At 60.9% G+C, this 14,166-nt stretch carries 12 protein-coding genes; 6 read left to right on the top strand and 6 right to left on the bottom strand.

Features of this window, described 5'->3' with window-relative positions:
- The first annotated feature begins 310 nt into the window (after positions 1 to 310).
- From CKW19_RS06285 to CKW19_RS06265, 5 genes are all read left to right on the top strand, one after another.
- A complete protein-coding gene (locus CKW19_RS06285; RefSeq protein WP_095057103.1) occupies positions 311 to 1,834 on the top strand; it encodes a fumarate hydratase in 1,524 nt (507 codons plus the stop codon).
- Positions 1,835 to 1,978: 144 nt separating this feature from the next.
- On the top strand, positions 1,979 to 3,745 hold the full coding sequence (locus CKW19_RS06280) for an ATP-binding protein (RefSeq protein WP_095057102.1): 1,767 nt from the start codon (positions 1,979 to 1,981) through the stop codon (positions 3,743 to 3,745).
- On the top strand, positions 3,739 to 5,064 hold the full coding sequence (locus tag CKW19_RS06275; protein WP_095057101.1) for a sigma-54 dependent transcriptional regulator: 1,326 nt from the start codon (positions 3,739 to 3,741) through the stop codon (positions 5,062 to 5,064). The genes CKW19_RS06280 and CKW19_RS06275 overlap by 7 nt, the downstream gene beginning before the upstream one ends.
- A 286-nt stretch (positions 5,065 to 5,350) precedes the next feature.
- On the top strand, positions 5,351 to 6,670 hold the full coding sequence (locus tag CKW19_RS06270; protein ID WP_095057100.1) for an MFS transporter: 1,320 nt from the start codon (positions 5,351 to 5,353) through the stop codon (positions 6,668 to 6,670).
- 230 nt (positions 6,671 to 6,900) lie between these two features.
- Positions 6,901 to 7,530 (top strand): flavin reductase family protein, encoded by a 630-nt coding sequence (locus tag CKW19_RS06265; protein WP_095057099.1) that lies wholly within the window; start codon positions 6,901 to 6,903, stop codon positions 7,528 to 7,530.
- Here the strand turns inward: CKW19_RS06265 and CKW19_RS06260 are convergent, their stop codons facing one another.
- Positions 7,531 to 7,761, bottom strand: a complete 231-nt coding sequence (locus tag CKW19_RS06260; RefSeq protein WP_095057098.1) for a hypothetical protein — start codon at positions 7,759 to 7,761, stop codon at positions 7,531 to 7,533. It lies immediately after the preceding gene.
- Between the two features lie 39 nt (positions 7,762 to 7,800).
- Positions 7,801 to 8,154: an antibiotic biosynthesis monooxygenase family protein gene (locus CKW19_RS06255; RefSeq protein ID WP_095057097.1), complete on the bottom strand. Its 354-nt coding sequence runs from the start codon at positions 8,152 to 8,154 to the stop codon at positions 7,801 to 7,803.
- A gap of 418 nt (positions 8,155 to 8,572) precedes the next feature.
- Here CKW19_RS06255 and CKW19_RS06250 point away from each other — a divergent pair, with 418 nt between their 5' ends.
- Positions 8,573 to 9,502 (top strand): AraC family transcriptional regulator, encoded by a 930-nt coding sequence (locus tag CKW19_RS06250; protein WP_095057096.1) that lies wholly within the window; start codon positions 8,573 to 8,575, stop codon positions 9,500 to 9,502.
- Positions 9,503 to 9,835: 333 nt separating this feature from the next.
- Here CKW19_RS06250 and CKW19_RS06245 read toward each other — a convergent pair whose 3' ends face one another.
- The 4 genes from CKW19_RS06245 to CKW19_RS06230 form a co-directional block, all read right to left on the bottom strand.
- The gene (locus CKW19_RS06245) at positions 9,836 to 10,891 is read right to left on the bottom strand and encodes an ABC transporter ATP-binding protein (RefSeq protein WP_095057095.1); all 1,056 of its coding nucleotides are present in this window, start codon (positions 10,889 to 10,891) and stop codon (positions 9,836 to 9,838) included.
- Positions 10,892 to 10,907: 16 nt separating this feature from the next.
- Complete coding sequence (locus CKW19_RS06240) at positions 10,908 to 11,756, bottom strand: ABC transporter permease (protein ID WP_095057094.1); 849 nt, start codon at positions 11,754 to 11,756, stop codon at positions 10,908 to 10,910.
- Positions 11,753 to 12,661 (bottom strand): ABC transporter permease, encoded by a 909-nt coding sequence (locus tag CKW19_RS06235; protein ID WP_095057093.1) that lies wholly within the window; start codon positions 12,659 to 12,661, stop codon positions 11,753 to 11,755. The genes CKW19_RS06240 and CKW19_RS06235 overlap by 4 nt, the downstream gene beginning before the upstream one ends.
- A 147-nt stretch (positions 12,662 to 12,808) precedes the next feature.
- Positions 12,809 to 13,912, bottom strand: coding sequence for an extracellular solute-binding protein (locus CKW19_RS06230; protein ID WP_095057092.1), 1,104 nt, complete (start codon positions 13,910 to 13,912; stop codon positions 12,809 to 12,811).
- Positions 13,913 to 14,166 lie beyond the last annotated feature (254 nt).

Raw genomic sequence — 14,166 nt, 5'->3', positions numbered from 1 at the left:
AGGGGCGAAAAAATGGCGTCAAAAGCATGACTGACATCCCACCGTTGGAGCTGCCGAAGGCTGCGATCCTTTGACTTTACTTAGGCGCGCAAGATCGCAGCCTGCGCCAACGCCTGCGAGTCTGTGCGATATGCGACCAACGATTGACTGGCGGCGCGTGTGCCGGCCTTTGATGCGCGGTATACTGCCGCGCCTTTTTAGCGTCGCGCCAGCAGCCCCGGCGTGCCTTGAAAGGTGCTTGCAACCGACCGATGCACCCAAGCTGCAAGCACCTTATTGAATGTTCCCGTCTTTTAGAGGAGCGCGACTCATGACCGTGATCAAGCAAGACGACCTGATTCAGAGCGTTGCCGACGCCCTGCAGTTCATTTCCTATTACCACCCCGTGGATTTCATCCAGGCGATGCACGAGGCCTACCTGCGCGAAGAATCGCCAGCGGCCCGCGACTCGATGGCACAGATCCTGATCAACTCGCGCATGTGCGCCACCGGCCACCGTCCTATCTGCCAGGACACCGGCATCGTGACCGTGTTTGTCCGCGTGGGCATGGACGTGCGTTGGGATGGCGCCACCATGAGCCTGGACGACATGATCAACGAGGGCGTACGTCGCGCCTACAACCTGCCGGAAAACGTCCTGCGCGCTTCGATCCTCGCCGACCCGGCGGGCGCTCGCAAGAACACCAAGGACAACACTCCGGCCGTTATCCACTACTCCATCGTTCCGGGTAACACCGTGGAAGTGGACGTGGCAGCCAAGGGCGGCGGTTCCGAGAACAAGTCGAAAATGGCCATGCTCAACCCGTCCGACTCGATCGTCGACTGGGTTCTGAAGACCGTTCCGGAAATGGGCGCCGGCTGGTGCCCACCGGGCATGCTCGGCATCGGCATCGGCGGCACCGCCGAGAAAGCCGCTGTCATGGCTAAAGAAGTGTTGATGGAATCCATCGACATTCACGAGCTGAAGGCCCGCGGCCCACAGAACCGCATTGAAGAAATGCGTCTGGAGCTGTTCGAGAAGGTCAACCAGTTGGGCATCGGCGCCCAGGGCCTCGGTGGCCTGACCACCGTGCTCGACGTGAAGATCATGGACTACCCGACTCACGCGGCTTCGCTGCCGGTGTGCATGATCCCGAACTGCGCCGCCACCCGTCACACGCACTTCGTGCTCGACGGCTCCGGCCCGGTTGCCCAGGAAGCGCCACCGTTGGACGCCTACCCGGAAATCGTCTGGGAAGCAGGCCCGTCGGCCCGCCGTGTCAACCTCGACACCCTGACCCCGGAAGACGTGCAGAGCTGGAAGCCGGGCGAAACCGTCCTGCTCAACGGCAAGATGCTCACCGGTCGCGACGCCGCGCACAAGCGCATGGTCGAGATGCTGAACAAGGGCGAAACCCTGCCGGTCGACCTCAAGGGTCGCTTCATCTACTACGTCGGCCCGGTTGATCCGGTGCGCGAAGAAGTGGTTGGCCCGGCTGGCCCGACCACCGCAACGCGGATGGACAAGTTCACCCGTCAGATCCTCGAGCAGACTGGCTTGCTGGGCATGATCGGCAAATCCGAGCGCGGCCCTACCGCGATCGAAGCGATCAAGGACCACAAAGCCGTCTACCTGATGGCTGTCGGCGGTGCGGCTTACCTGGTGGCGCAAGCGATCAAGAAATCCCGCGTTGTCGCTTTCGCCGAACTGGGCATGGAAGCGATCTACGAGTTCGACGTCAAGGACATGCCTGTGACCGTTGCGGTCGACAGCAATGGCGAGTCGGTCCACATCACCGGTCCTGCCATCTGGCAGAAAAAGATCAGTGAAAGCCTGGCGGTAGAAGTGCAGTAAACGGCACTCAGGTCCGTTGAAAAAACCGGTTTGTCGGCAACGACAGACCGGTTTTTTTTCGCCTCGACAATGGCTCCCTCAGGAGAGAAGAACGCGATTCGCATGCTATGGTGCTCGCCCTTATTTTCGCCTGTTGCCGACCGCATGCTTCTGACTTCCCGCCCCTTGCGCCTGGCGCTCTACACCCTGCTGATCATCGCCGGCGCTGCCCTTGCCGCGACCCTGGCCATGCGTCAGACCGTGCGCCAGTCAATGGTCGAAGACGCATCCCGCGCCAATCAGCAATTGGCGCTGTATGCCAACTCCCTGCACACCCTGATCGAACGTTATCGCGCCCTGCCCGCCGTGTTGGCCCTGGACCCGGAACTGCGTTCGGCCCTCAAGGGAGCGGTGAGTGCCGAGCAGCAAGATGCGCTGAACCGCAAATTGGAGAAGATCAACGGCGCCGCCGAGTCCTCGACCCTGGAGCTGCTCGACCGCACCGGTCTGGCCGTGGCGGCGAGCAACTGGCGACTGCCCAGCAGTTACGTCGGCCACAATTACGGCTTCCGTCCTTATTTCAATCAGACCCGCACCCAGGGCACCGGGCGCTTTTACGCCGTGGGCGTGACCAGCGGGATTCCCGGCTATTTCCTGTCCAGCGCCGTCACGGATGACGAAGAGCGGTTCCTCGGCGCCATGGTGGTGAAACTCGAGTTTCCGGAGCTGGAGCGGGAGTGGAGCCAGGGCAACGACACGCTGTTGGTCAGCGACGCACGCGGGATCATCTTCATCGCCAATCAGCCAGGCTGGCGCTATCGCTTCCTGAAACCGTTGAGCGACAACGATCACGCCGAACTCAAGACCACCCGCCAATACGACAAACAAACCCTGACCCCGTTGGCGTTTGAGTCGCTGCGACGCTTCGACGACAACAGTGATCTGGCGCGGGTCGATGGCCCCGACGGCAAGGCGGACTACCTGTGGGAATCCCTGCCGCTAAGTACCGACGGCTGGACGCTGCACCTGCTGCGTCGCCCGCAGGTCGCCTTCGAAGACCGTCGCAACGCCGCCCTCGCCGCCGCCGGTCTGTGGCTGACGGTGGTGTTCCTGTTGCTGTTTCTCAACCAGCGCTGGCGCCTGGCCAAACTGCGCCAGCGCAGTCGCGAAGAACTCGAACAGCTGGTGGAAGAACGCACCCGCGACCTGCGCACAGCTCAGGAAGGCCTGGTGCAATCGGCCAAACTCGCGGCCCTCGGGCAGATGTCGGCGGCGCTGGCCCACGAAATCAATCAACCGCTGACCGCCCAGCGCATGCAGCTGGCGACCTTGCGCCTGCTGCTCGACCATGGCCGGGTTGATGACGCCTACAAGGCGCTCAAGCCTGTGGATGAAATGCTCACGCGCATGGCGGCCCTCACCGGCCACCTGAAAACTTTCGCCCGCAAAAGCCCCAGCGGATTGCGTGAACGCCTGGACCTGGCCAGCGTGGTGGATCAGTCTCTGCAATTGCTCGATACACGGTTGCGCGACGAACAGGTCAGTACCGTGTTGCACCTGACCCGCCCGGCGTGGGTGCGCGGCGATGCGATTCGTCTGGAACAAGTGCTGATCAACCTGCTGCGTAATGCGCTGGATGCGATGCAGGACAAACCCTGCAAACGCCTGGAAATCCGCCTCGAAGCTGACGAACAACTGTGGCGTCTGAGCGTCATCGACAACGGCGGCGGCATTACCGAAGAGAACCTGCCAAAGGTGTTCGATCCGTTCTTCACCACCAAACCGGTGGGCGATGGCCTGGGTATCGGGCTGGCGGTGTCCTTCGCTATCGTTCACGAATCGGGCGGCCGCCTGAGCGCGGACAACCACGATAACGGCGCGGTATTTACCATGACGCTGCCCATCGATCAGGAGGTTCAAGAACCATGCTGAACTCAGTGATGGTCGTCGACGACGAAAGCAGCATCCGCAGCGCCGTCGAACAGTGGTTGAGCCTGTCGGGTTTCGAGGTGCAACTGTTCAGCCGTGCCGATGAATGCCTGGCGCAGCTGCCGAAGCATTTTGCCGGGGTGATTCTCAGCGACGTGCGCATGCCCGGCATGACCGGCCTGGAACTGCTGGCCGAAGTGCAACGTCGTGACGCCGACTTGCCGGTGATCCTGCTGACCGGCCACGGCGATGTGCCGATGGCCGTCGAGGCCATGCGCGATGGCGCCTACGACTTTCTCGAAAAACCCTTCAGCCCCGAGACCCTGCTCGCCAGCCTGCGGCGCGCCCTCGACAAGCGCCGTCTGATTCTGGAAAACCGCGCACTGCACGAACAAGCCGACAACCGAGCCAAGCTCGACGCCACGCTGCTGGGCGTCTCCCGGGGCTTGCAGACTTTGCGGCGCCAGGTGCTCGACCTGGCGACGTTGCCGGTCAATGTGCTGATCCGCGGCGAGACCGGCAGCGGCAAGGAACTGGTCGCCCGTTGCCTGCACGACTTCGGGCCGCGGGCCGATAAACCCTTTGTTGCGCTCAACTGTGCGGCGATTCCGGAACAACTGTTCGAAGCCGAACTGTTCGGCCACGAAAGCGGCGCGTTCACCGGCGCGCAGGGCAAGCGCATCGGCAAACTCGAATACGCGGACGGCGGCACGCTGTTCCTCGATGAAATCGAAAGCATGCCGTTGGCCCAACAGGTGAAATTACTGCGGGTATTGCAGGAGCAGAAACTGGAGCGACTGGGTTCCAATCAAAGCATCCGCGTGGATTTGCGCATCATTGCCGCGACCAAACCGGACCTGCTCGACGAAGCGCGGGCCGGGCGTTTTCGCGAAGACCTGGCCTATCGACTGAACGTTGCCGAACTGCGTTTGCCGCCATTGCGCGAGCGCCGCGAAGACATTCCGTTGTTGTTCGAGTCGTTTGCCCAAAGCGCTGCCGAGCGCCTGGGTCGAACCTTTGCACCGTTGAGCGGGCCGCAGCTGAGCCATTTGTTGAGTCACGACTGGCCCGGCAACGTGCGCGAACTGGCGAACGTGGCCGAGCGTCAGGTATTGGGGCTGGGCGAGCCGGAACCGGCCGGCATTGAATCGGGTCAATCATTGGCAGCGCAGCAGGAAGCGTTCGAAGCGCAATGCCTGCGCGCGGCGCTGACCCGACACAAGGGCGACATCAAAGCGGTGCTTGAAGAACTGCAACTGCCGCGTCGGACCTTCAATGAAAAGATGCAGCGGCATGGGTTGAGCCGAGAGATGTTTTTGTAGCGTTTGGACGGGCCTCATCGCTGGCAAGCCAGCTCCTACAATGTGCGCACAGATCCACTGTAGGAGCTGGCTTGCCAGCGAAGAGGCCAGAGCAGGCACTGCAAATTCACGAACCCAATCAGCAGTTTTCCGCTCACCCCCAGCCAAACATAAGCGGATTTCCGCTCACCGAAACGACCTACCCCCTCTAAACCGGCCCTCTCCCCGTTGGCACAGCTCCTGCTATAGCCCTGACAGGCTGCGTTTAATCGCGCTCCACAAAAACAATTAAATGAAGGATCCTTCAATGGATAACTCCAACGCCCTGCCCCTTGGGTCGGCTGCCACGCCGGCTAAAGAAAGAACCACCGCCAGTCGCATCAAATCGATTTTCAGCGGTTCTGTCGGCAACATGGTCGAGTGGTACGACTGGTACGTCTATGCCGCCTTCTCTTTGTACTTCGCCAAGACCTTTTTCCCTAAAGGCGACACCACCGCACAACTGCTGAACACCGCCGCCATCTTCGCCGTGGGCTTCCTGATGCGCCCGATCGGTGGCTGGTTGATGGGCCTGTATGCCGACAAAGTCGGACGCAAGAAAGCGTTGATGGCCTCGGTGTACCTGATGTGCTTCGGCTCGCTGCTGATCGCCCTGAGCCCGAGCTACGAAGTCATCGGCATCGGCGCACCGATCCTGCTGGTGTTCGCGCGCTTGCTGCAAGGCCTGTCGGTCGGTGGCGAATACGGCACCTCGGCCACTTACCTCAGTGAGATGGCAACCAAGGAACGTCGCGGGTTCTACTCCAGCTTCCAGTACGTGACCCTGATTTCCGGTCAGCTCATCGCTTTGGCGGTACTGATTGTCCTGCAGAACTTCCTGACCACCGAGGAGCTGTACGCCTGGGGCTGGCGCATCCCGTTCGCCATTGGCGCGCTGTGTGCCGTGGTCGCGCTGTACCTGCGTCGTGGCATGGAAGAAACCGAGTCTTTCACCAAGAAAGAAAAGGCCAAGGAAAGCGCGATGCGCACCTTGATGCGCCACCCGAAGGAACTGATGACCGTGGTCGGCCTGACCATGGGCGGTACGCTGGCGTTCTACACCTACACCACGTACATGCAGAAATACCTGGTGAACACCGTCGGCATGAGCATCTCCGACTCCACCACCATTTCCGCCGCCACGCTGTTCCTGTTTATGTGCCTGCAACCGATCATCGGCGGGCTGTCGGACAAAATCGGTCGCCGGCCGATCCTGATTGCCTTCGGCATTCTGGGTACGCTGTTCACCGTGCCGATCCTCACCACCCTGCACACCATCACGACCTGGTGGGGCGCGTTCTTCCTGATCATGGCGGCGCTGATCATCGTCAGTGGCTACACCTCGATCAACGCCGTGGTGAAAGCCGAACTGTTCCCGACTGAAATCCGCGCCCTGGGCGTCGGCCTGCCGTACGCGCTGACCGTCTCGATCTTCGGCGGCACCGCTGAATACATCGCGCTGTGGTTCAAGAGCATCGGCATGGAATCCGGTTACTACTGGTATGTCACCGCGTGCATCGCCGTGTCGTTGCTGGTGTACATCACCATGAAAGACACCCGCAAGCATTCGCGGATCGTTACGGACTAAATCAAGCGGCAAAGAAAAGGGGCAGACCTCACCGGGATCTGCCCCTTTTTCATTGAATCAACATCCCCCCTGTAGGAGCCGGCTTGCCGGCGATGGTGTATCAGATCAGTGGTTGTCGACTGACACTCCATCGCGAGCAAGCTCGCTCCTACAGAGGTAGAGTCGACTGGAAATCAGCTGTTCATCCTTGCACTATGAACGCCTCCCGAACAATGCCCCGGAATCCCTTCATGCCCGACGACATCCACTATTACGAACCCGCCAACGGCCACGGCCTGCCCCACGATCCGTTCAACGCCATCGTCGGCCCGCGGCCTATCGGCTGGATTTCTTCACAGGATGCCGAAGGTCGCTTGAACCTGGCGCCTTACAGTTTCTTCAACGCCTTCAACTACATTCCGCCGATCATCGGGTTCTCCAGCGTCGGGCGTAAAGACAGCCTGAACAACATCGAGCAGACCGGCGAGTTTGCCTGGAACCTGGCGACCCGGCCGTTGGCCGAGCAGATGAACCAAAGCTGCGCGATGGTCGGGCCGGAAGTGGATGAGTTCGAACTGTCCGGGCTGACCAAAGTGGCGTCGAACATCATCCAGGTGCCGCGCGTCGCCGAAAGCCCGGTGTCGTTCGAGTGCAAGGTCACGCAGATCATTCAGTTGCAGCGCGCGGACGGGAATGTGGTGCCGAGCTGGCTGATTCTCGGCGAAGTGGTCGCCGTGCATATCGCCAAGTGGCTGTTGAAGGATGGGGTGTACGACACCGCCGCGGCAGAGCCGATTCTGCGCGGCGGTGGGCCCGCGGATTATTTCCAGCTGGGACCTGAAGCCTTGTTCAAGATGCACCGCCCGGGGGCGGTGAAGTAATCACCAGAGCAGGTCAGCGTCTTCTTTGACGTCCTTGAGGCGGGTCAACTCTTTCGCGGCCGCGAGATCGGCGTCATGGGCGGTCTTGAAGGTCTGCTCTTCCAGAACCTTGTGAAAGCGCGGGGCACCGGAACCACCCAGCGCTTTGACGGCGATGGCGGCATGATAACCACCCTCGCCCGGTACTACGGCGGAAACGGCTTCGAAGTGTTCAAAGGCTTTACGTGCCATGTCGCGAATCCTGGCTGATTGAGATGCTGCATTAAACCCTCAACCGGCCAGTTTGTGTACCGCTGCCCCCGACTGACGCAGGGCCTGCGCCGCCGACACGTCCTTGAACGTATGAAAATCCAGGCTGTTGACCACCAGTTCCTGCACCAGCTCGGCAAAAACCTCCATCGCCGGGGTACTGAAGTACGCAGTCATGGCTTGTTGATTGCTCCAGAAACCGGACACCAACCACAACTGCGGGTCGCACTGCGAATGCTGCAAGGCAAAATTCAGGCAACCTGGCGCCGCGCGGGACGGCTCAATCAGGGCACTGAGGCGCACGCCGAGTTCCGCCGAACGCCCGGCGCACGCTCGAACGAAGGCCATATGACTGACTGGGATTTGCGTGGACATGGTTCAACCCTCCCGGGGAGTCGCGTGGCAGCCGGGGGACGGGCTGCGACAGGATCAAAGGTTAAGGGCCGCGATGGGTGAGTCGTTAGTCGATTCCTGCCGGTGCGTTGCACAATCCTGCGAGACTGCATGAGTCGCCTGTAACAACGAGCAAAACCCTGTCACGGTTCTGTCATACGCGTTTTGTGTAGGAGCTGCCGAAGGCTGCGATCTTTTGATGTTGAAAGTAAACATCAACAGATCGCAGCCTTCGGCAGCTCCTACGGGGTTATCGGAGTTGTCGGCGGGTTGGCCGTGTTTGGGGACGAAACCCTCCCCGTGCAGAATCAGGCAAGCATCGGGCAGGATGTGTCTACCGCTGCGGCTTGCACAAACTTATGCTTTGCCCATTCCCCATGCCTTGCCGAGGATGCCTTGCATGTCGTCACTCGATCACTCTGAAACCCCGCTGGACACCGACATGGAGCACCAGCGCGCGGAGCTGGCGGCGATCATTCGCCGCAACACCGCCGAAGATGGCAGCTACGCCACGGCCATCGGTTCGTTGTTCATGTCGCGCCACAGCCAGTCCCACGAGTTCGCCCCGGTGCTGGCGCAACCGGCGCTGTGCATCATGGCCCAGGGCCGCAAGGAAGTTCAGCTGGCCAATGAATACTTCAACTACGACCCGCTGAATTATCTGGTGGTCTCGGTTTCGATGCCGCTGAGTGGTCGGGTGGTGAATGTCTCGGCCGAAGAACCGATCCTCGCCCTGCGTCTGGACATCGATCCGGCGGAAATCACCGCGCTGATCGCCGACGCCGGGCCCATGGGCGTACCCACCCGTCCGACCGGGCGCGGGTTGTATGTCGAAAAACTCGACAGCGCGATGCTCGACGCTGTGCTGCGCCTGGCACGTTTGCTTGAGACCCCGAAAGATATCGCCATGCTCGCGCCGCTGATTCGCCGGGAGATTCTCTATCGGCTGTTGCGCAGTCAACAGGGCCATCGGCTGTACGAAATCGCCATCGCCAACAGCCAGAGCCATCGCATCAGCCAGGCGATCAAATGGCTCAACGGCAATTTTGAACAGCCGCTGCGCATTGATGATCTGGCGAAGGAAGTGAACCTGAGCGTGTCGACACTGCATCACCGTTTCAAGGCGATGACGGCGATGAGTCCGTTGCAGTATCAGAAGCAGCTGCGCTTGCAGGAGGCGCGGCGGTTGATGCTGGCCGAGGGGCTTGAGGCTTCGGCGGCGGGGTATCGAGTCGGCTATGAAAGCCCTTCGCAGTTCAGCCGGGAGTACAGCCGATTGTTCGGGGCTCCGCCGTTAAGGGATTTGGCGCGGTTGCGGTTGTCGGTTTGATCAAGAGATTGTGGTGTTGCGGATGACGCTATCGCTGGCAAGCCAGCTCCTACAGTGATCTGCGGCGTTCACAGATCCTGTAGGAGCTGGCCTGCCAGCGATGGGGCCAGAAAGGCCCACAGTGATCTGCGGCGTTCACAGAACCTGTAGGAGCTGGCTTGCCAGCGATGGGGCCAGAAAGGCCAACAGTGATCTGTGGCGTTCACAGAACCTGTAGGAGCTGGCTTGCCAGCGATGGGGCCAGAAAGGCCAACAGTGATCTGCGGCGTTCACAGAACCTGTAGGAGCTGGCTTGCCAGCGATGGGGCCAGAAAGGCCAACATCAAATCCGGATCAAGCTCCCAATACTCGGCAAGCCTCCACCGGCAAGGTCACCGACACCGGATGCCCGATACTTAAACCAAAGCCCTGACACGGCGTGCTCAGCGCGGTAAACGACACCCCGGAACACTCCACCGTCGTCTCGATGGTCGCCCCGATATCCCGCACGAACGTCACCTTGCCCAACAACCGATTCCCCGCCGTCGCCTGTGGCGCCGACAGTTGCAGGTCTTCCGGGCGAATCAGCATCTTCACTTTTTCACCCACCACAATGCTGCTGCAGATCGGCACTTGCAGTGCATCGCCGCCCGGCAAGCTGACCTTCCCATTGCCCAGCACCGTGGCCGGAAAAATGTTGCCTGAGCCGATGAAGTCCGCAACGAATTCGTTCGCCGGATGGCGATAGATTTCGATCGGCGTGCCCACCTGCTGCACTTTGTGCTCCCCCAACACCACAACGATATCGGCCATGGTCATGGCTTCGCGCTGGTCGTGGGTCACCATGATGGTGGTGATGTTGAGGCGTTGTTGCAGCTGACGGATTTCCACCTGCATCGACTCGCGCAGCTTGGCGTCCAGCGCCGACAGCGGTTCGTCGAGCAGGAGGATTTTCGGGCGCGAGGCAATCGCCCGGGCAATCGCCACGCGCTGGCGCTGGCCGCCAGACAGCTTGGCCACCGGACGATTGATCATCGGTTGCAGCTGGATCAGCTCCAGCAACTCCACCACCCGCGCCTGCTGGTCAGCCTTGCTGACCCCGCGCAGTTTCAGCGGGTAGGCGATGTTCTCGCCCACGGTCATGTGCGGGAACAGCGCCAGGGACTGGAACACCATGCCGAAGTTGCGCAGATGCGCCGGGGTGTTGCCGATATCTTCACCGTCCAGGCGGATCTCGCCGCCGGTCAGGGTTTCGAGCCCCGCGATCATCCGTAGCAAAGTGGTTTTACCGCAGCCCGACGGGCCGAGGAAACACACCAGTTTGCCTTCGGGCAAATGCAGGTTTACATCTTTTACCGCGCAGGCCGAGCCGTAATGTTTCTCGACGTTTTCCAGAATCAGACCAGACATAAATCACCTCAAGAAATCAGAACGAAACGCCACCTTCACCCACCAGTTTTTCGAGCGCCCAGATCAGGACGAAGTCGATCAACACGATCAGCACGGCAAACGAAAATACGGTTGGGTCGAGCGAAGACACGGTGCGGCTGTACATCCAGATCGGCACGGTCATCACGTCGATGGTGTAGAGGAAATAGGTCACGGTGAATTCGTTGAACGAGACGATGAACGCCAGCAGCATGCCCGCCAGAATCCCCGACTTCATCAACGGCACCACCACATCGACAATCGCCCGCAGCGGTGAAGCACCGAGCATTTGCGCGGCCTCTTCGACTTCGCTGCCGATGGAGAGCATCGCCGCCGTGCAGTTCTTCACCACGAACGGCAAGGCGAGGATCACGTGGGCAATCACCAGGCGCGAGGTGGTCATGTGGAACGGCAGGCTGTCGAACACCAGCAGCAACGCCAGGCCCAACACCACCATCGGGAACACCAGCGGCAACGACATCAGTTGCAGCGCCACGGCCTTGCCACGGAACTCGCAACGGGTCAGCGCGTAGGCGGCCGGCACCGCGATGATCGTGGCGAAGATCATGGTCAGGCACGACACCATCAGGCTGGTGGTCATGGCCTGGCCGAGGCTCAACACGTCGCTGGAATCCGGTGAGACGAAGGTATTCCAGGCGGCTTTGTACCATTGCAGGCTGTAGCTGCTCGGCGGGAAGTCGAGGTTCGACGCGCCGCTGAACGACATGACGATCATGGTCAAAATCGGCAGCACCGCCAGCAGCAGGATGAAGCCGGAAAGGATGCCGGCAAACTTGCCGGTATCACCCGGCAACAGCGAGTGGCGCTTCTTGGTCAGGGTACTCATTGCGAAGCCTCCAGCATGCGCCGACGACGGCCGGTGATGTATTCGGACAGGGTCATGATCGCGAGCGTGGTGACGATCAGCACCACACCGGCGGCGGATGCGGCGGGCCAGTTCATCAGCGGGGCGATCTGGTCATGCACCATCACCGCCAGCATCGGCACACGCCGGCCACCGAGCAGCAAGGGCACCACGAAACTGCTGGCGTTGTAGGCGAACACCAGCGTCGCGCCAGTGATGATCCCCGGCATGCTCATCGGCAGCACCACCTGGCGAAACACCTGCAAGCGACTGGCACCGAGGGTGGCGGCAGCTTCTTCGTAACTGCGAGCGACGCCGCGCATGGCGCTGGCAATCGGCAACACGGCCAACGGGAAAGCGGTCTGCACCAGGCCCATCAACACGCCGTTCTGGTTGTACAGCAACATGATCGGACGCTTGATCAGGCCCAGGCCCATCAGCGCCTGGTTGAGCATGCCGCCCGGCCCGAGAATCACCAGCCAGCCGTAGCTTTGCAGCAGCAGGTTGACCAGCAACGGCAGCAACACCGCGGCGAGGAAAATCCGCCGTACGAACGGCGAAGTCAGACGCGACATGGTGTAGGCCACCGGGATCGCCAGGATCACAGCGATCACCGCGCTGATCAGCGCCAGGCGCAGGGTCAGCATCAGCGATTTGAGGTAATAGGGTTCCAGCAACTGGGCGTAACTGGCCAGGCTGAACCCGGACCATTCCGCGCCCTTGGTGCCAACGCTCATGCGCAGGACCAGCAGGCTGGCGGCGATCAGCACGCCGAGAAACAGCATCGACGGCGTGAGGAAAAGCCAGGCGCGCGCGGTCGGTGAAACACCCCGACGCGGGCGCGACTCAGCGACGCTGACCGAATGAGTCAAAGGTTGGTGTTCCATAGCAAAGGTCTCGTCAATGGAAGATCAGGCGCATGGCGAGTGCTGCGCACTCGATCGCTGGCAAGCCAGCTCCTACAGGTCATGCGCTGTTCTTGTAGGAGCGGGCTTGCTGGCGATGAGGCTCGAAGAGCCTCCCTGTCATTCAGATCAGGAAGAAAAGATTTCCGTGTAACGACGAATCCATTGGTCATGCACGCTGGCCAGGAAGGCGTTGTCGTGCATGATCGCCTTCTCGGCAATCTGCTCCGGCGTAAGGATGTACGGGCTCTTGCGTGCTTCGGCGGAGATGATCGCCTTGGCGTTGACCGGGCCGTTGTAGATGTCTTCCGCCATCTTGCCCTGCACCAGCGGGTCCAGAGAGTGGTTGATGAAGGCGTAGGCCATATCGGTATCGCCCGGACGATTCTTCGGCATCACCGACAGCATCAGGTCGGTGTAGAAACCTTCCTTCATGCCAAAGGTGGCACCCAGGCCGTAGGCCGGGTCGCGGATCTGTTTCGGGAAGAACGCCGGCGCGTACAGGCCGCCCATGTCCAGGGAACCGGTGCGGAACAGTTCGGCGATCTGGTTCGGGTTTTCGCCCAGGGTCACCACGCGGTCTTTCAGCTCGGCGAGTTTCTTGAAGCCCGGCTCGATGTTGTGCTCGTCACCACCGGCCAGTTTGGCGGCGATGATGATCAGGTCCATGGCCTCGGTCCAGTTCGGCGGAGGCAGGAAGATGTTCGGCGCCGCGTCGGCGTCCCACAGGGAGGCGTAACTGGTCGGGGCTTCTTTCTGGGTGCGGGTGCTGTAGACCAGGCTGTTGCACCACAACAGGTAACCGATGCCGTGACCGTTGGCGCCGGTGCGGTATTTCTCCGGCACATCGACGAGGTTGGGAATGCGGTTGAGGTCGGGTTTTTCCAGCAGGTTGGCGGCGGCCAGACCTTCGGCGCCGACGCCCGCCAGGGTGATGATGTCGTACTGCGGACGATCACCGCCGGCCTTGAGTTTGGCGACCATTTCCGAGGTACTGCCGGTGCGATCGGCGATGACCTTGCAGCCGTACTTGTCTTCGAAGGTCGCGGCGATGTTGCGCAGTGCGGCCAGGCCGGTGTCATCGGACCAGGTCAGCAATCGCAAGGTCTTGCCGGCAAAGCGTGTATCGCTGGCATTGGCCTTGATGAACGGCATGCTCATGGCGGCCGCTGCAACCGAGGCTACGCCCACGGTCTTGATGAATTGACGTCTGTTCAGATCATGCTCGCCCATTTACGGACTCCCTTTGTTTTTGTAGGTATAAGGCAGGTCGAAACTGTTGCATCCGCGCGACTGGATCAGCCTTGGCCCCTCTGTTTTCGGGGGTTTGGTTGAACCAGTGAGTTCATCCTGAGGTCGTGTAAAACACCTGACTATCGATAAAAACTCATTGAAGCCATGACGTCGGCGCATGCCTCATGTAGGAGCGAGCTTGCTCGCGATGGGTGCAAAGGCGCCACGTACATTCAGGCACCCCACGTCATCGT

The organism is Pseudomonas sp. Irchel s3f7 (genome assembly GCF_900187615.1).
Taxonomy (GTDB): domain Bacteria; phylum Pseudomonadota; class Gammaproteobacteria; order Pseudomonadales; family Pseudomonadaceae; genus Aquipseudomonas.
Note: the sequence above shows the minus strand (reverse complement) of the source record. Positions and strands in the feature narration are given on the sequence as shown.

Bases quoted from the DNA above. Each gene is read 5' to 3' on its own strand.
- CKW19_RS06255 (WP_095057097.1), bottom strand. From the start codon at position 8,154: ATGTCCACGCAAATCCCAGTCAGTCATATGGCCTTCGTTCGAGCGTGC.
- CKW19_RS06260 (WP_095057098.1), bottom strand. From the start codon at position 7,761: ATGGCACGTAAAGCCTTTGAACACTTCGAAGCCGTTTCCGCCGTAGTA.
- CKW19_RS06235 (WP_095057093.1), bottom strand. From the start codon at position 12,661: ATGGAACACCAACCTTTGACTCATTCGGTCAGCGTCGCTGAGTCGCGC.
- CKW19_RS06280 (WP_095057102.1), top strand. From the start codon at position 1,979: ATGCTTCTGACTTCCCGCCCCTTGCGCCTGGCGCTCTACACCCTGCTG.
- CKW19_RS06250 (WP_095057096.1), top strand. From the start codon at position 8,573: ATGTCGTCACTCGATCACTCTGAAACCCCGCTGGACACCGACATGGAG.
- CKW19_RS06285 (WP_095057103.1), top strand. From the start codon at position 311: ATGACCGTGATCAAGCAAGACGACCTGATTCAGAGCGTTGCCGACGCC.
- CKW19_RS06240 (WP_095057094.1), bottom strand. From the start codon at position 11,756: ATGAGTACCCTGACCAAGAAGCGCCACTCGCTGTTGCCGGGTGATACC.
- CKW19_RS06245 (WP_095057095.1), bottom strand. From the start codon at position 10,891: ATGTCTGGTCTGATTCTGGAAAACGTCGAGAAACATTACGGCTCGGCC.
- CKW19_RS06270 (WP_095057100.1), top strand. From the start codon at position 5,351: ATGGATAACTCCAACGCCCTGCCCCTTGGGTCGGCTGCCACGCCGGCT.
- CKW19_RS06265 (WP_095057099.1), top strand. From the start codon at position 6,901: ATGCCCGACGACATCCACTATTACGAACCCGCCAACGGCCACGGCCTG.
- CKW19_RS06275 (WP_095057101.1), top strand. From the start codon at position 3,739: ATGCTGAACTCAGTGATGGTCGTCGACGACGAAAGCAGCATCCGCAGC.
- CKW19_RS06230 (WP_095057092.1), bottom strand. From the start codon at position 13,912: ATGGGCGAGCATGATCTGAACAGACGTCAATTCATCAAGACCGTGGGC.